The 25211-nt window shown below is 46.0% G+C and carries 24 protein-coding genes; 20 read left to right on the top strand and 4 right to left on the bottom strand.

Annotated elements, in window-relative coordinates; translation table 11 throughout:
• Positions 1 to 160 precede the first annotated feature (160 nt).
• The 8 genes from bchL (at position 161) to JGK22_RS19025 (ending at position 9882) form a co-directional block, all read left to right on the top strand.
• Positions 161 to 1027, top strand: a complete 867-nt coding sequence (gene bchL / locus JGK22_RS19060) for a ferredoxin:protochlorophyllide reductase (ATP-dependent) iron-sulfur ATP-binding protein (protein ID WP_265237962.1) — start codon at positions 161 to 163, stop codon at positions 1025 to 1027.
• Positions 1028 to 1061: 34 nt separating this feature from the next.
• A complete protein-coding gene (locus tag JGK22_RS19055) occupies positions 1062 to 2504 on the top strand; it encodes a DUF5331 domain-containing protein (RefSeq protein WP_293183219.1) in 1443 nt (480 codons plus the stop codon).
• Between the two features lie 395 nt (positions 2505 to 2899).
• The gene (locus JGK22_RS19050) at positions 2900 to 4309 is read left to right on the top strand and encodes a ferredoxin:protochlorophyllide reductase (ATP-dependent) subunit N (protein WP_293183221.1); all 1410 of its coding nucleotides are present in this window, start codon (positions 2900 to 2902) and stop codon (positions 4307 to 4309) included.
• A gap of 430 nt (positions 4310 to 4739) precedes the next feature.
• On the top strand, positions 4740 to 5369 hold the full coding sequence (locus tag JGK22_RS19045; RefSeq protein ID WP_293183225.1) for a hypothetical protein: 630 nt from the start codon (positions 4740 to 4742) through the stop codon (positions 5367 to 5369).
• Positions 5366 to 6820: a 7-cyano-7-deazaguanine synthase gene (locus tag JGK22_RS19040; RefSeq protein WP_293183227.1), complete on the top strand. Its 1455-nt coding sequence runs from the start codon at positions 5366 to 5368 to the stop codon at positions 6818 to 6820. Before JGK22_RS19045 ends, JGK22_RS19040 begins: the two co-directional genes overlap by 4 nt.
• Positions 6821 to 6836: 16 nt before the next feature.
• Positions 6837 to 8036 (top strand): XRE family transcriptional regulator, encoded by a 1200-nt coding sequence (locus tag JGK22_RS19035; RefSeq protein WP_293183229.1) that lies wholly within the window; start codon positions 6837 to 6839, stop codon positions 8034 to 8036.
• A gap of 16 nt (positions 8037 to 8052) precedes the next feature.
• A complete protein-coding gene (locus JGK22_RS19030; protein ID WP_293183231.1) occupies positions 8053 to 8601 on the top strand; it encodes a hypothetical protein in 549 nt (182 codons plus the stop codon).
• Between the two features lie 222 nt (positions 8602 to 8823).
• Entirely contained in the window at positions 8824 to 9882 is a 1059-nt protein-coding gene (locus JGK22_RS19025) for a hypothetical protein (protein ID WP_293183233.1), read from the top strand.
• Between the two features lie 144 nt (positions 9883 to 10026).
• Here JGK22_RS19025 and JGK22_RS19020 read toward each other — a convergent pair whose 3' ends face one another.
• Together JGK22_RS19020 and JGK22_RS19015 are read right to left on the bottom strand one after the other, a co-directional pair.
• Positions 10027 to 11514, bottom strand: a complete 1488-nt coding sequence (locus JGK22_RS19020) for a DUF5009 domain-containing protein (RefSeq protein ID WP_293207099.1) — start codon at positions 11512 to 11514, stop codon at positions 10027 to 10029.
• A 36-nt stretch (positions 11515 to 11550) separates the two neighbouring features.
• Positions 11551 to 12432, bottom strand: coding sequence for a polysaccharide deacetylase family protein (locus tag JGK22_RS19015; protein WP_293313402.1), 882 nt, complete (start codon positions 12430 to 12432; stop codon positions 11551 to 11553).
• Positions 12433 to 12522: 90 nt separating this feature from the next.
• Here JGK22_RS19015 and JGK22_RS19010 point away from each other — a divergent pair, with 90 nt between their 5' ends.
• The 9 genes from JGK22_RS19010 (at position 12523) to JGK22_RS18970 (ending at position 21359) form a co-directional block, all read left to right on the top strand.
• Positions 12523 to 12690: a hypothetical protein gene (locus JGK22_RS19010; RefSeq protein ID WP_293183239.1), complete on the top strand. Its 168-nt coding sequence runs from the start codon at positions 12523 to 12525 to the stop codon at positions 12688 to 12690.
• A 74-nt stretch (positions 12691 to 12764) separates the two neighbouring features.
• Entirely contained in the window at positions 12765 to 13493 is a 729-nt protein-coding gene (locus JGK22_RS19005) for a glycosyltransferase (RefSeq protein WP_293207094.1), read from the top strand.
• Complete coding sequence (locus JGK22_RS19000; protein WP_293313400.1) at positions 13486 to 14280, top strand: polysaccharide deacetylase family protein; 795 nt, start codon at positions 13486 to 13488, stop codon at positions 14278 to 14280. The genes JGK22_RS19005 and JGK22_RS19000 overlap by 8 nt, the downstream gene beginning before the upstream one ends.
• A gap of 124 nt (positions 14281 to 14404) precedes the next feature.
• Complete coding sequence (locus JGK22_RS18995) at positions 14405 to 16033, top strand: DUF2079 domain-containing protein (RefSeq protein ID WP_293190530.1); 1629 nt, start codon at positions 14405 to 14407, stop codon at positions 16031 to 16033.
• Positions 16034 to 16186: 153 nt separating this feature from the next.
• Positions 16187 to 16855: a DUF3318 domain-containing protein gene (locus tag JGK22_RS18990; protein WP_293183247.1), complete on the top strand. Its 669-nt coding sequence runs from the start codon at positions 16187 to 16189 to the stop codon at positions 16853 to 16855.
• Positions 16856 to 17946: 1091 nt separating this feature from the next.
• A complete protein-coding gene (locus tag JGK22_RS18985) occupies positions 17947 to 18945 on the top strand; it encodes a sugar transferase (RefSeq protein WP_293296331.1) in 999 nt (332 codons plus the stop codon).
• Positions 18946 to 19194: 249 nt separating this feature from the next.
• On the top strand, positions 19195 to 19395 hold the full coding sequence (locus tag JGK22_RS18980) for a hypothetical protein (protein ID WP_293183251.1): 201 nt from the start codon (positions 19195 to 19197) through the stop codon (positions 19393 to 19395).
• Between the two features lie 93 nt (positions 19396 to 19488).
• The gene (locus JGK22_RS18975; RefSeq protein ID WP_293207092.1) at positions 19489 to 19926 is read left to right on the top strand and encodes an ATP-binding protein; all 438 of its coding nucleotides are present in this window, start codon (positions 19489 to 19491) and stop codon (positions 19924 to 19926) included.
• Positions 19927 to 20090: 164 nt separating this feature from the next.
• The gene (locus JGK22_RS18970) at positions 20091 to 21359 is read left to right on the top strand and encodes a WcaI family glycosyltransferase (protein ID WP_293183255.1); all 1269 of its coding nucleotides are present in this window, start codon (positions 20091 to 20093) and stop codon (positions 21357 to 21359) included.
• Positions 21360 to 21606: 247 nt separating this feature from the next.
• Here the strand turns inward: JGK22_RS18970 and JGK22_RS18965 are convergent, their stop codons facing one another.
• Positions 21607 to 22929 (bottom strand): Na+/H+ antiporter NhaC family protein, encoded by a 1323-nt coding sequence (locus JGK22_RS18965; RefSeq protein WP_293313398.1) that lies wholly within the window; start codon positions 22927 to 22929, stop codon positions 21607 to 21609.
• Complete coding sequence (locus tag JGK22_RS18960; RefSeq protein ID WP_293313396.1) at positions 22929 to 23204, bottom strand: BrnA antitoxin family protein; 276 nt, start codon at positions 23202 to 23204, stop codon at positions 22929 to 22931. Before JGK22_RS18960 ends, JGK22_RS18965 begins: the two co-directional genes overlap by 1 nt.
• 271 nt (positions 23205 to 23475) lie before the next feature.
• Here JGK22_RS18960 and yqeK point away from each other — a divergent pair, with 271 nt between their 5' ends.
• The 3 genes from yqeK (at position 23476) to JGK22_RS18945 (ending at position 25184) form a co-directional block, all read left to right on the top strand.
• Entirely contained in the window at positions 23476 to 24114 is a 639-nt protein-coding gene (gene yqeK, locus JGK22_RS18955) for a bis(5'-nucleosyl)-tetraphosphatase (symmetrical) YqeK (protein ID WP_293196896.1), read from the top strand.
• A 138-nt stretch (positions 24115 to 24252) separates the two neighbouring features.
• On the top strand, positions 24253 to 24687 hold the full coding sequence (gene rsfS / locus JGK22_RS18950) for a ribosome silencing factor (RefSeq protein WP_293183263.1): 435 nt from the start codon (positions 24253 to 24255) through the stop codon (positions 24685 to 24687).
• A complete protein-coding gene (locus tag JGK22_RS18945; protein ID WP_293183265.1) occupies positions 24684 to 25184 on the top strand; it encodes a CGLD27 family protein in 501 nt (166 codons plus the stop codon). Before rsfS ends, JGK22_RS18945 begins: the two co-directional genes overlap by 4 nt.
• Positions 25185 to 25211: the final 27 nt, after the last annotated feature.

Genomic DNA, 25211 nt, shown 5'->3' with positions numbered 1-25211 from the left:
GCCAAAAAGAATGACCACTTTTGAGGTGCCAAGGTTTTCTTTTGTATGCTGAGTCCACGTTTGTCCAATTAATTGGCGATTAGAGGCGTAGCGATCGCAACATCAAAGCGTCAAACCCCAGCCCGATCGTTTTGATAGAAACCTATAGGAGAAAAAAAGAGTGAAACTCGCAGTTTACGGAAAAGGTGGAATTGGCAAATCGACAACAAGCTGCAACATCTCCGTTGCCCTAGCCAAACGCGGCAAGAAAGTTTTGCAAATCGGTTGCGATCCAAAGCACGACAGCACATTTACCCTCACGGGCTTCTTGATCCCCACAATTATTGACACCCTTCAGGAAAAGGACTATCACTACGAAGACGTTTGGCCCGAAGATGTCATCTACAAAGGCTACGGCGGCGTTGACTGCGTAGAAGCAGGCGGCCCGCCCGCAGGAGCTGGTTGCGGCGGCTACGTAGTCGGAGAGACCGTTAAACTGCTCAAAGAACTCAACGCCTTTGAGGAATACGACATCATCCTGTTCGACGTACTCGGCGACGTAGTGTGCGGCGGTTTTGCTGCCCCATTGAACTACGCCGACTACTGCATGATTGTGACCGACAACGGATTCGACGCATTATTTGCAGCCAACCGCATCGCCGCCTCAGTTCGCGAAAAAGCCCGCACTCACCCGTTGCGCCTCGCCGGTCTAATTGGCAACCGCACCTCCAAGCGCGATTTGATCGACAAGTACATCGACACTGTACCCATGCCAGTGCTCGAAGTCCTGCCGCTAATTGAAGACATCCGCGTTTCTCGCGTCAAAGGCAAGACTTTGTTTGAGATGGCCGAGAGCGATCCCTCCCTCAACTACGTCTGCGATTACTACCTCAACATCGCCGACCAAATTTTGGCAATGCCCGAAGGAGTAGTGCCCAACGACACGCCCGATCGCGAATTATTCTCCTTGTTGTCAGATTTTTATCTAAATCCTGTGCAACCAGTGGTCAAGAAGGAGGAAGATGAGCTAGACCTGATGATGGTTTAATAGGTCTAGCGATCAGGATGAGGATAAAGAGGTTATGGCTTTTTTTGATACTTTTTCAGTTGCTCTCAAACAGAAGTGGTTGGACTACTACCAGGCAAATCGGACTTGGCTGCTCCTGCACATGACGGCTGACAACACGGTCGCCACACCCGACGGCGGGAAAAGGCCTGTTTCTTACCTCATCCTGGGAATTGCGGCTGCCCTGGAGCCGGAACTCCAGCAATTAATGCTGCCCTTCTCAAAACTCAAGCCGGATGCAGACAGCCTGATCGAAGTCTTGGGTCTAAATTTTGACCCGGATCTAGCACTGGGTATGCCTTCAAGTACCGTGCCACAGGTAGCCGGTCAACCTCCAACTGCAACTGCTGCACCCGCAGCCGCTCCAACTGCAACTGCTGCACCCGCAGCCACTCCAACTGCAACTGCTGCACCCGCAGCCGCTCCAACTGCAACTGCTGCACCCGCAGCCGCTCCAACTGCAACTGCTGCACCCGCAGCCGCTCCAACTGCTGATGCCAAATCTAATAAATTAGGCGGTGCGGCGTTAACAGCAGCCGGAGTAGTCGCCGGAGTCGCCGGAGTCGCTGGTCTGGCTGCTGCTGTTAACGCACTGAGACCGGATGAGGAAGAAGCAGTCTCTGACTTCGACATGGACGAGGACGAAGCAGAATCTATCTCCGACTTCGACATGGACGAGGACGAGGCAGAATCTATCTCTGACTTCGACATGGACGAGGATGAGGAAGAATCTGTCTCCGACTTCGACATGGACGAGGATGAGGAAGAAGAAGCCTCGGCTTTGGACGGTCTCGCTCTCGGGGACGATGAGGAAGACTCCATATCAGACTTTGATATGAGCGAGGATGAGGAAGACGGCATATCTGGCTTCGATATGGGCGAGGATGAGGAAGACGCCATATCAGACTTCGATATGGGCGATGACGAGGAAGATGAAGCCTCAGCTTTGGGCGGTCTCGACCTCGACGATGAGGAAGATGAAGCCTCAGCTTTGGGCGGTCTCGACCTCGATGATGAGGAAGATGAAGCCTCAGCTTTGGGCGGTCTCGACCTCGACGATGAGGAAGATGAAGGCTCGGCTTTGGGCGGTCTCGACCTCGATGACGAGGAAGATGAAGCCTCAGAATTTGGGACTTTGACCTCTGGGGATCTCGAAGCGGGGATATCCGATCCGTTTGGGGAAGAAGATGCAGAGTTTGTCGCCGAAGCAATACCCGATCCGTTTGGGGCTACGACCTCAGATGACCTAGATATGGATCTGGGCGACTTGGACGAAGATGGTCTTGACGATTTCTCTGTATCTGATGACGATGACCTCGACGAACTCGGACTAGACGATTTGGGGGAAGCAACTACCGGAGATCCTGATGAAGATGATTTAGATGCTCTAGGTCTCGGTGATTTGGATTCTGATGATGAGGATGAAGAGATTTCGGGCTTTTTGTCGGATTTTAAGTAAGGTTGTTGCGATCGCCAAAGTCTATCCTAGTCGGGAGTTTTCCCGCCTATTTGTGAGTTGTGAGTTGCGAGTTGTTAAATTTTAATTGTTAAATTTTAATTGACTCAAACTCACAACCACCAAAATGGTTTTTAGCTTAGCGAGTTGAAAAACACTAAATCCCTGCTGTGAGGGATTACAAGCCCTCGCGCAGAATTTTTGAGCTGGAATTTTAGATGCTGCTGCTGCGAAAATATTCAGTTTGCTGCATCTATTTTTCACAGGAATTACGCCAAAACCAGGTATTTCTATTATTGTTCTGCGATCGCGCGATCGCCAAATACAGCTATTTCCTCGCTAGCCTAGCCTGGGAAAGTTCAAGACGAAAAACAATTTAAATGGAGAACATTTGAAATATGACTGCAATTACGACTACTGAGCCAGAAGCTTTAAACTTTGAATGCGAAACTGGTAATTATCACACATTTTGTCCGATTAGCTGCGTAGCTTGGCTTTATCAAAAAATTGAAGATAGCTTTTTCCTAGTCATCGGTACCAAAACTTGCGGCTACTTCTTGCAAAACGCCATGGGCGTGATGATTTTTGCCGAACCGCGCTATGCGATGGCTGAGTTGGAAGAAGGCGACATTTCCGCTCAATTAAACGATTTTGATGAGTTGAAGCGGCTGTGCTTGCAAATTAAGCGCGATCGTAACCCCAGCGTAATTGTTTGGATCGGTACTTGCACCACCGAAATCATCAAAATGGACTTAGAAGGCTTGGCGCCGAAGCTGGAAGCCGAAATTGGCATTCCCATCGTCACAGCCCGCGCTAACGGCTTGGATTACGCCTTTACTCAAGGTGAAGATACAGTTTTGGCGGCGATGGCTGCTAAATGCCCTGAGAAAGCGCCAGTGATGGAATCTCAAAAAGTAGAACGCAATGCTATTTCTCAACTGCTGAATTTCGGCAAGAAAAAAGAGGAAGTTGCAGCAGAAGAATCGGAATATGTCAAGCACACACCGCTGGTACTTTTCGGTTCCTTGCCCGACCCGGTTGTGACTCAGCTAACCTTAGAATTGAAGAAGCAAGGCATCAAAGTTTCTGGTTGGCTTCCTTCCAAACGCTACACTGAATTGCCAGTTCTGGAAGAAGGTTATTATGTATCTGGCATGAATCCGTTCTTGTCCCGTACCGCTTCGACGTTGATGCGCCGTCGTAAGTGTAAGCTAATTGGTGCTCCATTCCCGATCGGGCCAGACGGAACTCGCGCTTGGATTGAAAAGATTTGCTCTGTACTCAACATTGAACCAAAAGGTTTAGACGAACGGGAAGCACAAATCTGGGCTGGTTTAGAAGATTATCTGCAAATCATTCGCGGCAAATCAGTCTTCTTCATGGGCGACAACTTGCTAGAAATTTCTTTAGCAAGATTCTTGATTCGCTGTGGCATGACTTGCCCAGAAATCGGCATTCCTTACATGGACAAACGCTATCAAGCAGCCGAATTAGCTTTGTTAGAAAAGACTTGTCACGAGATGGGAGTTCCTAATCCTCGGATTGTCGAAAAACCAGACAATTACAATCAGCTACAGCGGATTTACGCGCAGAATATCGACTTGGTGATTACCGGTATGGCCCACGCTAATCCTTTGGAAGCGCGGGGAATTAATACTAAGTGGTCAGTTGAGTTTACTTTCGCTCAGATTCACGGCTTTGGGAATGCGCGGGATATTTTGGAGTTGGTGACTCGTCCGCTGCGCCGGAATAATTCGCTGAAGGATTTGGGTTGGGGTGATTTGGTGAAGAAAGAAGCGAAGGTTTAGTCGTTTTTAGGGTTGAATTCAAAACCCGGTTTCTCCAAGAAACCGGGTTTTTCTGTCTTGAACCTACTTCTCTACAAGCCTCACTTTTTCATTGACGATCGATCGCCAGATCGCACCTTTTTTGATGTTTATCCACTCAAAGCCTTGCAGAGTAAGCTTTTAAGATTTTTTGTCATCGGTTAGGTTGAACCTATTTTCCAGCCTCCCCGTTAAATTAGTACGATCGCCCGTCTGTTGCTGCGAGGTGGGGGATTGGGTGCGCGATCGAGTACCACTGATGCCCTTCCTCATCTCCGAGTGTGGGCTATACCCAATCTTGGGAACCTCCATTCTGACATTTACTACTTTTGGGCGCAGTAATACTTGACATTGTCAGAAAAATGAGCTAACTTGATCATACAAGCAAACTCCGAGCCTTGGAGGTTCCACCATGCCCGACGGAGATATCGTTCACAGTCAGCTTTCGTGGTTTTACCAGAATCCGTATAAGTTGCTTTGTGAAGGAAAAGATAACAACAGTGAATATGCTTGGGTTGTGAAGGGTGCTGTGATACGGGACATCAAGAAAAACTACGGTATTGGGATCGCATACGCCAAGCAAATCGGGGAGATGTTCAGACAGGCGATGGAAAATGCAGACCAGAATAGCTCTGTGAATTGGGCTGCTTTAAGCATGGAGATCGATCGACAGGTAGGACAAGCGAAAGTTAAGCATCATGTCCAAGAACTACTGCGTCGTGCTGGTAAGGGAATCCTACATGAATTTCGCTATCACCATGCAGCAGAAACTAGCAATTTGCCGGAAGCTGTTGTAGAGCGATTCTTCCAGGAAGTGTACAAGGCAAAATTTGAGCAACGCATTCCCCTGACGCCTAATCACCATGCTGATGTTGATAACGCGACCATTACAGAGCGTGTTGAGTCTCTCCGTCCAGATATGTTGGCCGAAATCAGCAAATGGGCAAGCAAAGCTACTGCGGATGGAGATGTGAAAAACCTGCGAAGGTCTCCACGCAAAAAGGTGATAGAAATAAATAGGGATGAGGATGATCTGCGATGAACTACGAACCTTCGATTGAGCAGAAGCTTCACAACACTGATTACAGCGATTACACCTTGCACTTTGAACCTATATTGAACAGTAATGGGCGTGTGCGATTCATAGATCACTCTCAGGGCAAAGAGCTAACTGTTGGTATCAATCTGGATGATAAAGCATTCGGGTATCGGGTTCAGGCAGAGTTTCCAGCCCTCATTGCTGACCTCGTTGACCTCGCCGTTGCAATCCATGCTTCCGATCGCCTTGCGCCCCAAAATCTCAGAGAGAAGAAGCGTCGTCTTTTTGTGGTGCTTCCTGTCCGTCATCCAGAATTGTTAAGTGCCGAACCATTCAGAACAAAACTGGAAGACTTGCTGGAATGGGCGACTTGGAGCGAATGGGTTTTCGACTTTCAAGCAAGAGTCGCACCGGAACGTTTTGTTGAGCAACAATTAGTTTTTTTGTCAATAGTACCTCAATGCTGTGAAGTCGCGCTTTGGAGTGGTGGACTTGATGCTCTGGCGGGTTTGTACACTCGTCTTCGGATGTATCCAGAAAAGTCGTTCGTGCTGTTTGGAAGTGGTAGTAACAATAGTGTCTATGCCCGCCAGGGACGAGTAGGAAAAAAGGTTGAGTCTATATTCCCCGGTCGTTGTCATCTTTTCCGCGTCCCGATCCGCTTCCACGATAGCGATATGCAGCACAAGAACAAGCGTTCGCGTGCGCGAGGTGTTGTATTCACTCTGCTTGGTGCTGCGTGTGCATACCTTATGAATCGGCGGGTTATCTGTGTTTACGAGAATGGGATTGGGGCGATCAACCTTCCTTACCGTGCATCTGCTGTAGGACTGGATCACTCTCGCTCTGTTCACCCACTGACTTTACTTATGGTGAGCGATGTCGTCTCAGAACTTTTGGGAGAAGAATTCCGTGTGCAAAACCCATTTCTGTTCTGGACTAAAGCCAAAATGTGCAAAACATTGGCTGAAGAAGGGAGAAACGACTTACCGTCGCTAACTATGTCATGCGACAGCCCACATCGCCAGCAGCCGATTCAGTGTGGTTACTGCTCCTCTTGTTTGTTAAGACGACAGTCGCTTGCGGCTAACGATCTAGAAGATCTAACCCGTTACGTAGTGTTCCACGGAAAGCGCCCGCCCAAGGAATCCAGTTTGCATCTGGCTCATATGCTTGTGCAGGTTAACACCCTCCGCAGCTTGCTCAATGTATCAGATGAAATGGGTCTTCAGTGGGAAGCTTTAACCCGAGAGTTTTCAGACCTAGATGATATCGTCGATCGCGGCGCTGGGGCAGAAAGCCTACAGCCCGCTGATATGCGGAGCCACCTGATTCAGCTTTATCGAAACTATGTTTCTGAATGGGATACAGTCAAATCCCAAATTGCGGTTGACCAGTTGAATCAACATGGCAAACAGCAGGTATTGAACAGACACGCAGTCAAAGCTCAGTAAAGTTGAGGAAAAATGTATGACTACCAACATCCTTGACAACATCGATCTGCGAACGCTTGGGGAACTCCTTCAACAGGCACGTAAAAAATGCGGTATGACTCAGTCTGATGCGGCTAACATCATTGATGTTGCACGTACCACTATAGTTGCGATCGAGAAAGGAGAGCGTCGCATTAAGGCAACCGAACTGATTAAACTCGCCCGCGCCTACGGGCGATCCGTTAGTGACTTTGTTCGATCTCGTCCCGTAATCCAACCTTTTGAGATGCAATTCCGAGCTGCCTACCAGCGCAGTGAGGGAGAAGAGGTACAGATTGAACCAGCAATTCAGCAGCTAGAGGAGTTGTGTCGGAATTACCTAGAGCTTGAAGAAATTATGTCCGCACCACTTCCCCAGAACTATCCTCCTGAGTGCGAGGTGACTAATATGCCACTCAAGGCTAGTGCCGAGAGCATAGCAGTTGCAGAGCGCCAGCGCCTTGGGCTTGGAGATGGGCCTATTTTACGTCTGCGGGACATTTTAGAGCAGGATGTGGGACTTCGCATCTTTTATCTAAAAATGCCACCAAAATACTCGGGGATTTACAGCTACGATGAACGACTTGGCGGTTGCATAGCAATCAATGCTAACCATCCAGAGGAGCGGCGGCGTTGGTCGCTGGCTCACGAATACCTTCACTTTCTCGCACATCGGCGAAAAGCTGTGTTGGAATTTGAAGGTCAGTATCAGCGAGTTCCAGAGAGCGAGCGACTGGCCGACACTTTCCCAAAATATTTCCTGATGCCCACCAGCGGCTTGTTCAGGCGATTCAACGATATGTGCCGCACGCATGGCAAGTTTACTCCGACTCATCTATTCACACTAGCGCATTACTACGGTGTTTCCATAGAAGCGCTTGCTTATCGGTTAGAAGAAATGGAGCTTGTGCGGACTGGAACTTGGGAGCGATTGCGCGATCGTGGCTTGAAAGTTAGAAAGGTACAACAGGAGCTGGGCTTAGAAGATATCCCACAGCGCACTGATACTATCCCTCTCCACTATCAGCATCTCGCGATTGAGGCGTTGGATCAGGGACTGATTACAGAGAGTCGCTTTTCTGATTTCCTAAATGTCGATCGTCTGGAGGCCCGCCGCATTGCAGAAACATTGCGGGAACATTCAAGCGGAATGATGGAGGAAGCTTCTCATTTCGATCTGATCAATATGCAGGAGTAGTGGGAGAAGTCAAATTATGCAGATTGTTCACTCCCACCTTCTTCTTGATGCCTGTTGCGTTCTAAACTTTTGTGCTTCGGGTCAATTCCTGGCAATTCTGAAGTCTATTCCTGTTCAGGTTGCAGTCACCCAGGTTGTGCAAGAGTGCGAGTTAAAGACGCTCCAACGCCTTGAGGGAGAGGAAAATGATGGTGCGACACAATTCGAGGCAGCGATCGCACAAAGTTTACTTATAACCGTGGATTTTGAGTCTGAAGAGGAGGCAGAATCGTTTGTGAATTATGCTGCTATTTTAGGTGACGGCGAATCAGCGACCGGCGCGATCGCGGTTCACCGAGAATGGGCAATGGCGACGGATGATAAACGGGCGATATCGTTTTTTCGGAAAGAGACACCACAGATTCAGATTTTATCAACCCTAGAGATAGTTAAGCATTGGTCAGAGGAAGCAGGTGTTGATTCGCAAACACTACGCGATGTACTCAATTTAATTCGAGTTAAAGCGCGATATATGGCACCTAAAAGCGACCCTTTGCGAAGTTGGTGGAAAACGGCAATGAAGTGAGGCTAAAAGTTAAAGCTGAGCATTAGTTGAATGGCAGATATTAAAGAATTGAGGCGAGGGCGATAGTTTTTGGTTGACCACAAATTAGCTTTGATAATATAGTGCGATCGCCCTTTCCCCCAACCTTTGCAGAATCCCAGCCTACACGCCCGCAACACGATCGCCCAAAACGCCGCCTATAATCAAAACTAGCCCGAAATTCTCATCAATTGAGGAACCGCCATGAGTCGAGACAGCGAAAAAATCAGCTACTCAGAGAAAACAGAACGCCTCAAAGTCATCACCCAGTTTATCAAAACCGTGACACCGATGATTTGGACAGTTGTCATTATAGTAGTCATCATTCCCCTACTAGGCAACTTTCTAATCTCCAAATCCCTAACAAATACCGCAACCACAACAGTTGTAGTCTCCCCGCCCCACGACTTCAGCAAAATCAACCAAGACCTTAAAAACGCCATTCAAAAAGCCAATACAACAGCCGAGACTTTCGCATCAAAAGAATTGGACAAATGGGAAACCGAAGTAATAGCACGAGTAGACAACAGCTTCCTCGATTGGTACTTCGATTACTTCAACCAAAAAAAGATGGAGTTTACAGTACCTTTCAACTTCGTCAAATCCGCCGTACTCAACCGATTTGACATGACAGCAGCATCTCGCGCTGTTTCCGAAAAATTAACAGAAGACTTCCAAAGAGAATTTGCTAACCGCGTGCTGGTTCCCAAAAATGCTCAATTGAAATTTCAATTAATCACTCAAGATACTGCTAACTTGTACATAGCCGAAGTCAGCAAAAATGTCAAAGTAGTTCAAAACAACTATAACATCCCACAAGTACAGTGGGACAAATATCTGAACGACATTGCCACCACAATTAGCGACAAAGGAAACGTCTCAAATTTATCATTAAAAGTATTAGTTGGCGGCAGCGGTTACTTAATTGCTAAACCATTAATATTGGGAGTAGCAACCAAAGTCGGCAGCAAAGTTACAGCAAAAGTTGCCAGCAAAGCCGCCGCCAAAATAGCAACAAAAACAGGCGGTACAGTTGCAAGTCAGCTAGGAGTAGGTTTAATCGACCCGATTGTCGGTGTCGGGATTATCATGTGGGATTTGTGGGATTACAATCATACAGTCACAATAGAAAGACCAATTTTGCGCGAACACCTTGTAAGTTACTTGAAAGATGTCAAAAAATCCCTGTTAACCAATCCTGAAACTGGAATTATGGCAGCGATTTATCAATTAGAAAGTGGCATTTTAAAGTCACTTTCCTAGAAGTTACGCATGGGAGACCAAAAACCAGGTTTATGAACCCCGTGCGTAAGTCACGATCCATTCTCTCCCTCTGCGTCCTCTGTGTTCTCTGCGGTTAAATCATTCCGCTACAATAGCTGAAGATAAACTCGCCCTTTAATTAACTCACGTCCTCAAAAATAGTTTCAACCTCGTAAACATCACCACAATTAACGCTAAAATCGCCGTATATCCAAAGCCCCTCAAAAAACCCATAAACGGATCAGTTGAAGTCATCTCAATAATCACAGGTTCCCATTCATTTAACACCAGAATCGGCCAGATAATATTCGCAAATCCCGCATACCCAATCATCGGATTCACCCCGTTATCAATAAACAACTGCAAAAACCATCTCTTCTGAAACACATCGATAATTATCGTCAACCCAATTAACAGAAAAATCGCCATTCCAGTCGTTACAAAAAAGTAACTCATCGTCGCCGAATCTTTCTTAATTCCACCTTCATAAGGCTCAAACAGTAAACCCAGAAACAGCCAATAAAAACCCCATTTGTAAAGGCGGCTCAATACATTTTCCGTGACATTCCGAGGCTTTCTCAACAAAAGCAAACCGCACAAACACAGTACCACCGTCACTAAGGTCGTCTGCCACACCAATCTAGATTGCAGTCCAACTAACAAAACTAAATTGACAGCAAACATCAAAATCATAATGCTAAAATAGCGCCAACTTTTCCAGCTAGCATAAATCGCCTCTTCCGGCGAACGATACTCTATCCACCTTGCAAGTAAATCTCCAACAATCGTACCAGGAATCACTACAAACAAATACTTTAAATAATCAAATTGAAACAGCCAAGGTGCAGGAGAGTACAGCCAAATAGACTGAATCCAACCGTCAGTATGAGAAGACATCCGCGCTGCCAACAGCAAACCCAAAAATCCTACTCGCATCCACACATTTGAACGAGTAAACAGCCAAATTATCGATCCGAAAACCGCCACATTTGCCAGTACCATCAAGATAATATCGTTGCGTTCAAAAGAAATTCCCCTACCATCGGGATATTTGATATGAGAGATGAAGCTAATCCCGGCACTCCAACCAGCAACTGTCATCCCTCGCCACAGCCAAGTTGACCATTTTTGTGGCCAGCGAACGTACATTAAAAATAATAGAAAAAAACCGCACAAAGCCAGCCACCACTTTTGTGGGCTGGGTTCGTCTGGATTAATTGTAGTCGGGCGAATGTGCTGGAGAAATATCGCAAATGATGCTAACAAAAAGCCTCTTTGCAAAATAGAGAATATTACTTTTTTAAAATCCCCTCCCTTGGCGATGCGGCGCGACAAAGCTAGCGGTATCGCGGCGCCCATTGCAAACAAAAAGAAGGGGAAAACTAAGTCAACCCAGGTTAATCCTGGCAGTTTGTTATTGAAAATATGGTCTGGTGGTGGTAATTGGGCGTGATACATCCACGCTGGTAAGGTTTTGCGGGCTATTGTACCTGATAAAACCATTGCTAATACTGCTAGTCCGCGCAGCGCATCCAGTGCGTCGGCGCGTTGGGAAACGGCAGCAATTGCTAAGGGTTTTTGGTTTTCGATGCTATTTTGTGATTCCGATGTTGCGTGTTCCAATGCACTCACCAATTCTTCATTGAATAACTGTAAAAGCTGTCTAGCTTATTTTTTGCCAATTAGTTTGTGTAGCCAGCTTCCTGATGCTAGGCTGCTGAGTCTTTCTGCGGAGTGTTTTTTGTTGACTGTTAATCTCGAAACCCGGTATTTATTGGGTGGAAAAAACCGCAATTTTAATTTGAGACTGTCGTATAAGTATCCTGATGAGAAGTATTTGACGAGATATTTGTCAACTTCTTTGTTGACTGCGCCAAAGGGGTAGGCTATGTGAGACGCAACTATTTGATTTGGATCTAAGTCTTTGGTGCATTTTCTGAGTCTAATTTGGTCTTGAGATAGTTCTCTGTCTAATGCTGTCATAGAAATTTTTGTAAGATTTTCGTGGTTCAGTCCGTGGGATTGAATGTCATAAAATCCTTTTTGCATTCCGTCTCTTAAGTCCTGACAAGTTACTTTTTTTATGAGTGAGTCTTGACGACCTAAAAAGCCGGAGTTGACAAATACAACTACTTTAGTTTTTCTGCTGTATTTATTTTCGAGTCTTTGTAAAATCGGGAGTAAGTGCGTATAAATGCTTTTGTTGCCATCGTCAAAGGTAATCATAACTTTTTTGCGATCGCGATATTCACTCGGTACCGGCTTTTTGGGATTGGCGATGAAATACTCGTAAAGCTCTTGGGTTGACAAAAACCAATAGTTCTGCCTAACTAAGTCCTCTAAAAAAGGTTCCAAGTTTTGCTGGCTGTAGTCGCCGGGAAAGTCTCGCCGCAGCGGCGGTATTTCCTGGGGATTCCGCAGGTCTACTATATCGTGAAAGCCGAAAATCGGAATTTCTACTGTGATGATTTCTAGGATTGCTTGATAGGTGATGAAAGTTAGGAGGAATGCTAGTAAAAATCTAATAATACGTTTTTTTCGGGGCGTCATACCGGGTTGAAAATACTCGGGCCATTTGTTAACTAAATAATTTATCATTGACAATTACAACCTCATAAGGTATATAGTTCAGGCGGTAGTATGACGGTTTTTCGAGTTCAGATGTTGGGAGTGTCTAGATTGTCGATCGCCCGTGTCGCCCCTAAAGATGAGCTAGGTCAAGCCTACCATGATACAATTTATGGCGATCGTACTTTTTCCGCAGCCCCCTTCAAACTTGACAAGATTTATTGTTGGCTAACTTTTTGACACCTGATGTCCTGTACTTGTGATTTCTTGCCCGAGGTGGTAGCATACTTCTGCGAAAGCGCGATCGAACAATAATGATGAAAATCGCAGTAATTCTGCCTGTTTACAACGAAGCAAATTGCATAGAGCCAACCTTTGACAGAATTTTAGAATTTACTCAAAAAAATCATGCTTACAATTTTATCATTGTTAATGACGGCTCGACCGACAATACACTGGAAATTATAGAAAACAAACTCAAAGCTTTTCCCACACATCACATAAAACTAATTTCTTACAGCAACCGTCAAGGCAAAGGGTATGCCGTCAAAAAAGGATGCGAAGATGCAGACGCCGACTGCATTTGCTTCATGGATGGCGACTTAGCATACTCCCTCGAACATCTCGAACCCTTAGTAGAAAAATTAGAAAAATTTGATGTCGTAATTGGTTGCCGAAATCTCGATCGAGACAACTTCCGAAATCTTACCTTACTCAGAAAAATAGCTGGCAAAATATTTAACTTAATTTCCAGAGCCATCCTGAATCTACCATATAGAGATATGCAAGCCGGACTCAAAGGCTTCAAGAAAATACCAGCCCAAGAAATATTTAAAAGACAAACAATTACCGGGTTTTCCTTTGATGCAGAACTGCTGTTTTTAGCTCACAAAAAAGGATATACAACTGGTGAGATACCCGCCCGAGTTTCACAAGAACATCTCTACAAACTTTCTCAAGTCAACATACTTAAAGATTCCCTAAAAATGCTGATCAGCTTGTTTAAAATTAGATACAACGACCGCGCAGGCTACTATGAATAAATCAATATTGTTGAGTTTTGATCTAGAAGAATTTGACATCCCCGAAGAATACGGTCAACACCTGGAAGAGGAAATCAAATTTGAAATATCTAGCCGAGGATTGTCAAATATTATTGCACTTCTCGACAGATTAGAGATTACAGCCACATTTTTTGTGACAGCCAACTTTGCACTCAACAACCGAGATACAATCAGAGAACTATCAAAACACCACGAAATCGCCTCCCACGGCTTTTACCACTCTCAATTTAGCCTCGAAGATTTACAAAAATCAAAGCAAACCTTAGAAGAAATAACGAATACTCAAGTCACTGGATTCAGGATGGCAAGACTTCAGCCAGTTGACGACATAGAAATAGAAAAAGCAGGCTACGAATACAACTCCTCAATGAATCCTACTTACATCCCAGGCAGATACAATAATCTATCTAAATCCAGAACTGCATATTATACGAATAAACTGCTCAACCTTCCCATTTCAGTCACTCCTATGATCCGATTTCCGTTATTTTGGTTGAGCTTTAAAAACTTTCCTCTGTCAATGATACAATTGGCAACCAAGCTAACGCTAGAAACAGACTCGTATCTGAACATCTACTTTCACCCCTGGGAATTCACAGATATTTCCCAGTTTAAATTACCCGGTTACGTCAAAAAAGACTCAGGCAGCAAAATGGTTGACAAACTAGAAAAATACCTTACCAAGCTTAAAACCCAAGGCAAATTTATTTCTATTTCCGAATTTAAGCACAACTTCAGTCAACCAGGGCTTGATCGCTCCGACTAAAGAAACCGGGTTTTTCAACTCTTATTAAGGGTTTGAGCCAAGTATTTTGGCGAAAAACCCGGTTTCTGGCAACTTGTCGATAAGTCCTATCAACCTTAGAAAAAATATCGGTGCAGTAAAAAATATGAAATTCAAACCTCTCGACTCGTGGAACAATCAAACAGGATTTCGTCAAGTTACAATCCTAGCAGCGATTTTTTTTATATTAGTTTTAACTTTCAGCATAATTCGCTACGAAAGCTTCTTAGCATCCTACGATCACGGCCTATTTAACCAAGTATTTTGGAACAGCATACACGGCAGATTCTTTCAAAGTTCCCTGTCATCAGGCGCCTCCAGCGCCTCGCTGATAGACAGACAACTGTCATCTCCATCTTACATCCATTTAGGGCAACACTTCGTTATCAATTTTCTAATTTGGATGCCGATTTATGCCTTGTTTCCATCCCCTGTTACCCTGATAGTTTTGCAAGTAGCTTTAATCGCCGCCGCCGGAATAGTTTTGTATCTTTTAGCAAGACATTATCTATCTGTTCCCCTGTCGGTAATGATAGTAGCCAGTTATTACGGAGCAAATGGTGTAATAGGCCCGACGCTGGGAAATTTTTACGAACACTGCCAACTTCCTCTATTTATATTTAGTTTGCTGTTAGCTTTAGAAAAGCAAAAGTGGGTGTGGTTTTGGATTTTTGCAGCGCTGACGTTAGGAATTCGCGAAGAAACTGGAATTAGTTTGTTCGGAATCGGAGCTTATTTAATAGTAAGCCGCCGCTATCTGCGAGCCGGAATAGCGCTGTGCGTGTTGAGTTTTAGTTATGTTTCGCTGATTACCAATGTTGTGATGCCCATGTTTTCTGACGACAATTCCCGGCTTTACTTAGCTAATTTTTTTAGGAAATTCGTCAAAACAGAGAATCCGTCTACGCTGGAACTGCTGTGGGGGATCGTTACCCAACCTCAAATTATAATTGAGGTATTTTTTAACGATTTAGAAAGGCGGATCAGGTTTATTTTAGGTTTGTGGCTGCCGCTGGCATTTATACCTGTTGTTTCGCTGCCAGCTTGGATTATGTCAAGCTTTCCTTTGCTGGTTCTGCTGGTGCAAGTTTACAATAAATCAGCGACTTCTATCAATACTCGCTATACCTTAAGCGTGATTCCTTTACTGGTTTATGCTGTAATTTTATGGTGGTCGGAACATCCAGAAAGATTTAAACCGAGGCTGCACCGTTTTTGGATTGGATGTATTGGATTGTCGCTATTATTTACCTTGACTTCCAATCCCTATGGGGCTTTGTATTTTCTGTCGCCTTATTCTTTTAATCCTTTGGTTTATCAATCCTTGCCGGAGCAATTAGAACACGCCACAGACCTGCAAACCGTGCTAAAATTGATTCCGCAAGCTGCTAGCGTTTCGACAAGCGGTTACATAGTTTCTCACCTTTCGGGTCGCAGAAACCTCATCCGTTTAGAAATGATGCAGTTTCGAGATGAAGAGGGAAAGGTAGTCGATGTCGATTATGCGCTGTTAGATTTGTGGCAGTTGCAGCAGCATAATTTAAAAGTTCCGCTGGATCGGGGTAGAGTTAGGGGGGCAGTGCGTTTTACAGACGAAGCTCTGCGGAACGGTTCTTACGGAATTGCTGAAGTATTGGACGGAGTTGTTTTGGTTCAAAAAGGGATTACTTCTAAGCCGGAAGTTTTGGTGGCTTGGTCGAAATTGCGGCAGGAAATTCAACCGTTGATGAAATAGTCGGAAGAAATCGATCGCCCACAACGACTAAAATCAAATAAAATTGCCAAAAGGTCGATCGACCCCCGCCACGAGGCTATATTTGGATTCAAGGTTTGCTATACTCCAGAAATAGACACATATTAACCTTTGGAAAATCAATAGGCCGGAGCTATGACATCCTATGCAACCTCTACAGCAAGAGCCGAGATGAGTGAGATCCGGCGCTTGAAAAATATACTGCCCCCAGAACTCCAAAGTTGGGTAACAGTAGAAAAAACAATAGAAGTTAATCCCACCCTGATCCGCAGCGAAGAAATAGGCAAAGACCAGGTAGAAATACAGATAGACCTGATCCGCTGGGAACAGCTAGCAATGGATCAGCGCAACCTCCTATTTTGGCATGAAGTCGCCCGCATCCAAAACGACACCATCCCCAGAGACGGTTGGGAAATGGCGGCTCTGGCGATCGGTTTAGGCGGCGCCGTCGGCGAACTTTGGGTGCAAGACGGCTTGCTGCTGGTACTGGCCCTATCTTTGTGCGGCGTCTCCGGCTGGAGACTTTACCAAAAAAACAACGGAGACAAAAGTTTAAAAGAAGCAGTAGACGCTGACGAAAAAGCTCTCACCCTCGCCACTCGCTTCGGCTACACTCTGCCAAACGCTTATAAAAGCCTCGGTAGTGCCTTAAAAACCTTAATCGAGCAAACCTCCAAAAAAACTCAACGGGCTAAATACGAAGCTCGTCTCCAGGCCCTGAAACGCAACGCAGCCAAAGCCAAAGCCAAAGTGCAACCCATCAGCCGCGAAACCTCCCAGTCAGAAAACGTCTACAATTCTTGACCTACTCCTCTGACTTCTGGTGCGGAGTTTTCCAGTTAACGGTTAACTGTTGACATTCCTGTTACACAGTTAACCGTTAACTTTTAGCTGTTCGCTGCGGTAACTTTCCCCCTGCAAGACAGGCTCGAAAATTCTTAACGACAAGATTAATCGCTCTGAATCCACAAAAATCTTGATTCGGATTTGACAGATACTTCCAGCCCGGGGGTGCATCTCAATTTGGCATTCTTAGGATCGCGAATTAAATAATTTACACATATTTGTGGGATGGGCGTCCCGCCTGTCCAGAAAGGACGGGCGGGACGCCCATCCCACAACAACAATAAAAATTGTAAGTTATTTAATTCTCATAAAAAATCCTCGGTAAGTGGGAAACTCAGCGACTTCAGTCCTTCCTAGGGAAACGGCTCGGCGATTTCAATCGCCGTGGTTTTTGTGGTAAATTTAAATTGCAAGTAGGAATAACTATCTACGTGTTGAAGCATCCTAGTATCGGAGAAATCCCGGCTCCCCTGAAACAACGGTTAGGTTTTAGTCCTAGCGCAGTATGACGAGCAAGGAGCAAACAAAGGCTGGTTGCAGAGCGTACCGCGTCTTGGCAAGCGTGATGGACTCCGAAAGCATTGGAAACAATAAAAGTAGCTAGAAACCTAAGCTTGACTTAGGGTGACTAAGTAGACGGCGTTTGACGGTCGTAGCGAGAGTTTTACTCTGTCTGTAGAATCTCAGTGCCTTTAGCCCTGAGAGTGTCAATCCTTTGTGCAGTCGCCGCTCTGGTGCTATACATAGCAAGCGAACGGGGACTGCACTAAAAAAAATCCGGCGTTGCAAAAATGAGATACTTCCAGCCCGGACAGTTGGGTAGCTGATGGGTTCAAAATTTTTCCGCCAAAACTTGGACGGGTTGATGACCGGTAGACTTGAGTCTACCCTGACCTGTGATATGGCGAGGCTCGGCGGCCACATTTTCGGGCGCTTTTGTAAAGTTTGTATAAAGCTGGGCTTTAGATCGGAACAATATTTGGTAAACGTGGAGCGGCTAGGACACAATAGGCTAAAGACATCAGCTTGAAATTTGAAACTAGGACTTCATGGTCAGCCAAACCCCAGAGACAGATTTTCGGGTTACATACTTGGACGAGATTCCCTCGGTTCACATACCCGTGCGCTTGAGCGTACTTGAAGCCGTAAACTTCAAGACAACCTGCCAGCAACTTTTCTCTGAAAACACCGTTCCCAGCAAAATTGTCCTAGACTTCAGTCAGACGACATTCATTGACAGTAGCGGGATCGGTGCTTTAGTCAGCAATCTGAAATTTGCCAAACAGCGCGGCAGCGACTTGGTGCTCCGAAGCCTCAAGCCACAGGTGATGGCAGTATTTGCTCTCACCAGCCTAGATCAAGTGCTGACAATCGAGCAGCCTTCTGCAACGTCAACTCCCATAGAGACACACCCCTCCGACAATCAGCTACCGATGACGCATCCCTCGGTGCAGTCGTTGGTGAAACGGGTGATAGATGTCGTTGGGGCGATCGTCGGTTTGATAATTACAGGAATTTTGTTTGTACCCATAGCGGCAGCCATCACGATTAACGATCCGGGCCCGATATTGTTTGCACAAACCCGCTGCGGCTGGATGGGCAGAAGATTTCGGATTTGGAAATTTCGATCGATGTGTACTAATGCCGAAGCCATGAAAGCCGAAATTAAAAACCAAGCTTCTGGCGCATTTTTCAAAAATGACAACGACCCGCGGATTACCAAAGTCGGACGCATCTTGCGGAAAACGAGTCTCGACGAACTGCCACAGTTTTGGAACGTGCTCAAAGGCGAAATGAGTCTAGTCGGCACTAGACCGCCTACTCCAGACGAAGTTGAGCGCTACGAAGTCCCTCAGTGGCAGCGTTTTGATGTCAAACCTGGAATGACAGGCGAATGGCAAGTCAACGGTCGCTCTAAAGTCCGCGATTTTGAAGATGTCATCCGTTTAGATTTAAAATACCAACAAGACTGGAGCCTGATGTATGACCTGAAACTAATTGTTAAAACCATAACTGTGCTGTTTAACAAAAATAGTGGCGCTATGTAGAGCGGTCAACAACCGATTGCTGAAATTTTAGTTGCTGTTGATTTCTCGACAGCCGGAACTCGAACTTGATACTTAGTCAAGTAGGCGATCGATCGCGATACTTACGTTAGTATTAAGTGTTAAAATTCACACAGAAAATGTGCATCTATTTACCAGCTCTGCGATCGGAGCATTAATTAGCAATTGGCGAGTTCGAGGTCGTACTCGAATGACTCCAGCAGGGTTTTCGAGGACGACAAGAACTCAGGTGTGTTGAGAAAAGTACCGACTGCTAACACGGTCGAAGCTGAAATAACTCATCGCAAGCTGCTGAGTCGGGAAATTTTCCGATTTAAACGTCCTACCGAAGCGGGTTACAGTATCGGAAGTCTCTCATTTTCGCGATCGAGTAAATGGTGCGAAAGGAATGCTCACCTTGAGGCAAAACGGGCTTCTTCAATTCAAGCTTGACTAAACTAATATGTTGCCAAGACCTTGCCCTCCTTTTCCTCTCCAACCTGCGCTGGCTACAGCGGTGGTGGGGGGCGACCAGGGAGAAGAAAAATGAAAGACGAGCAACCAATTGCCGAGTTTGACCTTCAGGTTACAACAGACCTGAACGCTCTGACACAAGTTTCGGAATGGTTGGAGAATATTGTTCTGCCGCTGATACCACAGGACTTGTGGTGGCAGTGCAGCCTGATTGTTAATGAAGGGTTTACAAATGCTGTCCGCCATGCTCACCAGAACTTGCCCCCCGAGACGCCGATCGACATTGACGTAAAAGTGTTTGCAGACTACTTAGAAATTAGGATTTGGGACAGAGGTCAACCCTTCAACCTGGAATCAAAGCTGCGCTCGATCCTGCAAGAGCAGCGCGATCCGTTGGATAGAGAAGGAGAAAGGGGACTGGTGTTTATGTACAAGCTCACCGACGAGCTGCACTATATCCGTACCGACGATCGCTCCAACTGCCTGGTAATGCGGAAAAACCTTACCTGAGGGCGCGATGCGGGCCCTCCCCTGGGCGGCTTCTGGCGATCGTCGGCAGGGCCGGGCGCCGCCCCTGCGATGCTCCCTGACACCCAACCACCTCCTCAGCAATTCACCGGGTGGACGATCGAGTAGAGGAGCGGCAGGACTATTTGCTTCAAACTAAATATATTATGCGTATTCTAATTTATTCCTATAACTACTATCCAGAGCCGATCGGCATTGCCCCCTTGATGACAGAACTAGCCCAAGGCCTAGTCAAGCGAGGGCACCAAGTTCGAGTCGTCACCGGAATGCCCAACTATCCCCAGCGGCGAATTTATCCGCAATATCGGGGCAAATTTTACCTCACCGAAGAACACAACGGCGTCACTATTCAGCGGAGTTACCTGCGCGTCAACGGCCCTCACCCCAGCCTGCTAGACCGACTTTTGCTAGACGGTAGTTTTGTCGTATCCAGCGCCGTCCAAGCATTCAGAGGCTGGCGTCCCGACGTGATTTTCTCAACAATGCCACCTTTACCGATTTGCGTTCCAGTGGCCTTTTACGGCTGGACTCGCAATATCCCGATCGTCCTCAACGTACAGGATATCGTCTCAGAAGCAGCAGTGCGCGTCGGCTTGGTGAAAAAAAACGGACTGCTAATTCAGATTGCGGACGCCTTAGAAAAATTTGCCTACAGCACAGCCAGCCAAGTCAGCGTTATCGACAGCGGTTTTGTCAGCAAATTGCACTCTCAGGGAGTACCCCCGGAAAAAATAGTTTGCCTTCCGAATTGGGTTGATGTCAATTTCATCCGCCCTTTACCAAAAGAAAATAACCCCTTTCGCGAAACCCACAAACTAAATGGCAAGTTTGTGGTTCTTTATGCTGGAAATATTGCCCTTACCCAAGGCTTACAAACAGTGGTCAAAGCAGCGACCCGTTTGAAGCACATACCTGAAATTGCTTTTGTAATTGTGGGGGAATCAACAGCACTGACGCGCTTGCAAAAAGATTGCGAAACTTACAAAGCTACTAATGTAATGTTACTGTCGTTTGAACCGCGAGAAAAATTGCCCGAAATGTTAGCTGCTGCGGATGTTAGTTTAGTCGTACAAAAGCGCCGGGTAACTAACTTTAATATGCCTTCAAAAATTCAAGTGCTGCTGGCGAGCGGTCGGGCAATTTTGGCGTCCGTTCCCGAAACTGGTACGGCGCATAAAGCAGTGCAGCAAAGCGGTGGCGGGGTGGTGGTAGCGCCGGAAGATCCGCAGGCTTTGGCTGATGCTGTGGAGGATTTGTTCTTAAATCGCGATCGGGTGGATGCGTTGGGCGAGCAAGGTAGAAAGTATGCTGTGGAGAATTACGGATTTGAGGAAGCTTTGAATCATTATGAGGCTTTATTTGCGGCGGTGGCGGCAAGTCATGCTGAGAAAATATTGCAACCGCTGCCAAAGTAGACGAGCAATTGCATACATCTGCGATCGATCGCAGATTTAAGGCAGACGCAACAGGGAGCATCTCATTTTTGCAAGAAGCATTTTTTATTGCAGTGCGAGCGTCCCCGCTCGCCTGCTATATCAATCAGCACGCGAGCGGGGACAGCACTACAGATGCAAAACTGAGATGCTCCCGACGCAACACAGATGAACACCGATAATTTTAAGAAAAGCGAGATAATGAATGTAAGATATCTCTTAATTTTGGTTAATTTTTATGAGGTGCCTTAGCCAGTTTCAGTTGAATCAAATTAAATAAAGGAATCAGATATAAATAAAACGCATAGGGTATAAAATCCGAATTGACACCCAAGACAGTTGCTGGAACTAATCCTGCAATATTCCAAGGAATTAAGGGGGAAATCACAACAGCGGTATTTTCTAAGTCTACAGCAAGTTGATAATCATCTAATTTTTGTTGGCGGTACTTTGATTCCACTAATTGATGGGTCAAGATAATTGCGATCGTCTGGGTACAACCAAAGGCTGCTGAAAAAATGCTAATTACTGTTGTGGCAAAAAATAAATCTCCTCTGGTTCGAGCTTTATTGAGAGACACTTCCACAAATTCTAAAATTCTGGTGCCGGCAAAAATGCCAGCAAATGCTGTCGAGACAACTACAACTAATGAAACTTTTGCCATAGACAAAATTCCTCCTCCTGCTACAATATCTTTTAAACTAGAAGTTGATTCTAATTTAAATCCTGCGATCGCAAATTGCAGAATCTCGATCGCCGAATAACCTTGAACGAAAAAGGCGATCGCACTTCCGGTAATGATACTAACAGCCATCGCGATTTTGACTTCGACTCGCAGTACACAAAGTATGAGAATTGTCAAGGCTGGCAGCAAAGTTATCGAATTAAGATTGAAGGCTGTGCCTAGTTCCAAAGCCAAATTGTTGCCGGAAAGTTCGACGGGATTAAAAGCCGATAAAATTAAATACAACAAGCTGGAAACGAGCAGCGGTAATAAGCCCGTCACCGCCATATTTTTGAGATTGGTATAAATTTCGGTTTTGGTAAGGATGGCAATCAAAATAGCGCTCGAAGACATCGGAGAACACCGATCGCCCACATAAGCTCCCGCCACAATCGCCCCGGCGATCGGATTCGGATTTACACCGCTGCCGTTGGCGATTATCATCAAAGCAATGCCGATCGTGCTCGCAGCACCAAAAGATGTTCCCAGTAGTACAGAAAAAACGCTGGTTAAGATAAACGCCCAAAAAATGAAATACTGAGGGTCGATCGATTTAATTCCCCAATATACCAGAACCGGAACAGTCCCCGCAGCCATCCACACAGCCATGACTGCGCCGATTAAAAGTAAAATAGCGATGACTGAAAAAGATTTTTGACTGCCAGCAACAGCCATTTTGATTAAGGTTTTTAGCGGAAATCCCCTCCGCAACAAAATGACCGTCAAAATTGCCATCGAAGCTAGAAGCGGAGCAACTATAAAATAACCTTTGATGGCACTGATTAAAAGTAGAATAAATGAGAACGATACAAAAAATAGCAAATCCATTATTGATGGGCTTTCATGTATTCTCGCAGTAACGTGTTAATCTGAGTTTGATAACCTCGACCTTGAGATTTAAACCACTCCAAAACATCACGGTCAATGCGTAAGGTCACTTGAGCTTTCGTCTTAGGGTTGCGTAAGCCTCGCCGAACTAATGCTTTGGCAAACGTTTCAGGCGTAATTTCAGGGCAATCAAAGAAATCAATATCTTCATCAGTCATGGCATCTAGGCGTTGCCAGTCAGTTTGAGATTTGCTCGAAGTAAATTCGTTGTTCATTGATTGTTACTAAATATTAGACTTCTGGCATAATTATTGTGGAACAGGCATCCTGCCTGTTCTTGACTGTCTTTTTGCCAGATGTCTATGGTAACTACAATTTGTCGTTACAGCCACCGACTTTAACAGATTTTTGAATGGTTTAGGTAGAGCCGATCGCCCCCTTCACCTCTCCCCATCCCAGAAGCCACCGCACCCCTGTCAGCCCTACACCGCAGTCCATTAAAACAAAACGCTAAAATAATAGATCCTACAAGTTGGGAGTTAATATTTGACACTTGCACTCGATCGCGAAAAAGTCCTAGCTTGGCTCACACAGCGCGTTCCTGCCGCCCGCATCACACACATCCTCGGAGTCGAACAGACAGCAGGAGACTTGGCTCGCCATTACGGCCTCGACGAAGCAAAAGCCCGATCGGCAGGATTGTTGCACGACTTGGCAAAATACTTCAAACCCCAAATGCTGCTGCAAATGGCTCAGAAGGAAGGTTTAGAGTTAGACTCAGTGTTGGAAGCACACCCGCATTTGCTGCACGCAGACGCGAGCGCGATCGTCGCTAGAGACGAATTCGGGGTGGTCGATCGAGAAATTTTGGACGCAATCGCCAATCATACCCTCGGCAGACCAAACATGAGCCAGCTCAGTTGTACCGTATTTATAGCAGACACTATAGAACCCAGCCGCGGCAACACAGCCGAACTAGAAGCACTGCGCGAGACAAGCGTCCAAAATCTTTATGCAGCCGTGTGGCAAACTAGCGATCATTCTCTCAAATATTTGCTAGAAACTCGCTGCTACATTCACCCGCGCACCGTACTTACGCGGAATTGGGCGCTGCAAACGGCCCGCGCGGAATCGCCCGAAATAGGAAAATCGACGGGAAAGTCGATCGAACAAATCACAAGTTAAACGTAAAATTTACCAGCAATCCTGTACTTACTTTTGGCTTGAATTTAACTCCTATTTCCAGTCTCAAACTGCCAACAACCGAAAGCCAATAGCGCACCAATTCCCCCTTACCGTATCAATTAGGAACTTAAACACTTAATGTCAGATCTAACCCAACTCGAATACTCCCGGGCCCAGTCCACAGTAACCGACGCCACCATCCCAGACGAAGCCCGCGGCCTGATATTGACCGCTGCACAAGCTGCCGATGACCGCAAAGCAGTTGATATTGTATTGCTGGGCGTCGCAGAAGTATGCTATCTCGCTGACTACTTTGCGATCGTCACCGGATTCTCCAACGTCCAGGTACGAGCCATCTCCCAAGCCATCGCCGACCAAGTAGAAGAAGAATGGGGACGCTTGCCGCTGCGTACACAAGGGCTATCAGACGCCAGTTGGGTCGTCATGGACTACGGCGACGTGATTATCCACATCTTGAAACCTCAAGAGCGCGAATTTTACAATTTAGAAGCGTTCTGGGGACACGCCGAACGCATTGAATTTTCCACCGCGCCGAGAGGATCGCTAATGTGAAAGACACTTCTGTTTCTATTTGTCCTGTTCCCCAGGAACAACGCCCGGTTAATGAATATCAAGAACTTACAGAATCCTGGTTTTTTAGCTGGGTAACTCTCGATTTGCCCGCATATCTGGCAAAACTTGCTTGGGTATGGGGTTGGAGTTGCTTGGTATCCGGGCCCTTAGCAGCAGCCAGCTTTGCTCCGCTGAAGTATCCAGTTCAGTTTGCCCTGTGCGCTGCCGCTGGTGCCGGTTTTATTCTAGGATTAGCTTTGCTGCGGCTTTACTTGGGTTGGTTCTACGTGCGATCGCGACTTTCCAATCCCACAGTCGTCTACGAAGAGTCTGGCTGGTACGATTGTCAATCTTGGCCTAAAACTCCCGAAGTTTTAGCTCAAGACCAATTGATAGTCAACTACGAACTAGAACCAATTCTCAGGCGTCTGCGGCAGACATTTTATGGTTTGACAGTATTGCTGGTTGGCGGGGGACTAATTTGGAGTTTTGTGTAATCGGAAGTTGTAACAGGGAAGTTTTGA

This window comes from Microcoleus sp. PH2017_08_TRC_O_A, from assembly GCF_020738665.1.
GTDB lineage: Bacteria > Cyanobacteriota > Cyanobacteriia > Cyanobacteriales > Microcoleaceae > Microcoleus.
Note: the sequence above shows the minus strand (reverse complement) of the source record. Positions and strands in the feature narration are given on the sequence as shown.

What these genes read in the sequence shown, in the direction of transcription:
- JGK22_RS19055 (WP_293183219.1), top strand. Translation starts at nt 1,062, where the DNA reads ATGGCTTTTTTTGATACTTTTTCAGTTGCTCTCAAACAGAAGTGGTTG.
- JGK22_RS19050 (WP_293183221.1), top strand. Translation starts at nt 2,900, where the DNA reads ATGACTGCAATTACGACTACTGAGCCAGAAGCTTTAAACTTTGAATGC.
- JGK22_RS19045 (WP_293183225.1), top strand. Translation starts at nt 4,740, where the DNA reads ATGCCCGACGGAGATATCGTTCACAGTCAGCTTTCGTGGTTTTACCAG.
- JGK22_RS19040 (WP_293183227.1), top strand. Translation starts at nt 5,366, where the DNA reads ATGAACTACGAACCTTCGATTGAGCAGAAGCTTCACAACACTGATTAC.
- JGK22_RS19035 (WP_293183229.1), top strand. Translation starts at nt 6,837, where the DNA reads ATGACTACCAACATCCTTGACAACATCGATCTGCGAACGCTTGGGGAA.
- JGK22_RS19030 (WP_293183231.1), top strand. Translation starts at nt 8,053, where the DNA reads ATGCAGATTGTTCACTCCCACCTTCTTCTTGATGCCTGTTGCGTTCTA.
- JGK22_RS19025 (WP_293183233.1), top strand. Translation starts at nt 8,824, where the DNA reads ATGAGTCGAGACAGCGAAAAAATCAGCTACTCAGAGAAAACAGAACGC.
- JGK22_RS19015 (WP_293313402.1), bottom strand. Translation starts at nt 12,432, where the DNA reads ATGACGCCCCGAAAAAAACGTATTATTAGATTTTTACTAGCATTCCTC.
- JGK22_RS19010 (WP_293183239.1), top strand. Translation starts at nt 12,523, where the DNA reads ATGACGGTTTTTCGAGTTCAGATGTTGGGAGTGTCTAGATTGTCGATC.
- JGK22_RS19005 (WP_293207094.1), top strand. Translation starts at nt 12,765, where the DNA reads ATGATGAAAATCGCAGTAATTCTGCCTGTTTACAACGAAGCAAATTGC.
- JGK22_RS19000 (WP_293313400.1), top strand. Translation starts at nt 13,486, where the DNA reads ATGAATAAATCAATATTGTTGAGTTTTGATCTAGAAGAATTTGACATC.
- JGK22_RS18995 (WP_293190530.1), top strand. Translation starts at nt 14,405, where the DNA reads ATGAAATTCAAACCTCTCGACTCGTGGAACAATCAAACAGGATTTCGT.
- JGK22_RS18990 (WP_293183247.1), top strand. Translation starts at nt 16,187, where the DNA reads ATGACATCCTATGCAACCTCTACAGCAAGAGCCGAGATGAGTGAGATC.
- JGK22_RS18985 (WP_293296331.1), top strand. Translation starts at nt 17,947, where the DNA reads ATGGTCAGCCAAACCCCAGAGACAGATTTTCGGGTTACATACTTGGAC.
- JGK22_RS18975 (WP_293207092.1), top strand. Translation starts at nt 19,489, where the DNA reads ATGAAAGACGAGCAACCAATTGCCGAGTTTGACCTTCAGGTTACAACA.
- JGK22_RS18970 (WP_293183255.1), top strand. Translation starts at nt 20,091, where the DNA reads ATGCGTATTCTAATTTATTCCTATAACTACTATCCAGAGCCGATCGGC.
- JGK22_RS18965 (WP_293313398.1), bottom strand. Translation starts at nt 22,929, where the DNA reads ATGGATTTGCTATTTTTTGTATCGTTCTCATTTATTCTACTTTTAATC.
- JGK22_RS18960 (WP_293313396.1), bottom strand. Translation starts at nt 23,204, where the DNA reads ATGAACAACGAATTTACTTCGAGCAAATCTCAAACTGACTGGCAACGC.
- rsfS (WP_293183263.1), top strand. Translation starts at nt 24,253, where the DNA reads ATGTCAGATCTAACCCAACTCGAATACTCCCGGGCCCAGTCCACAGTA.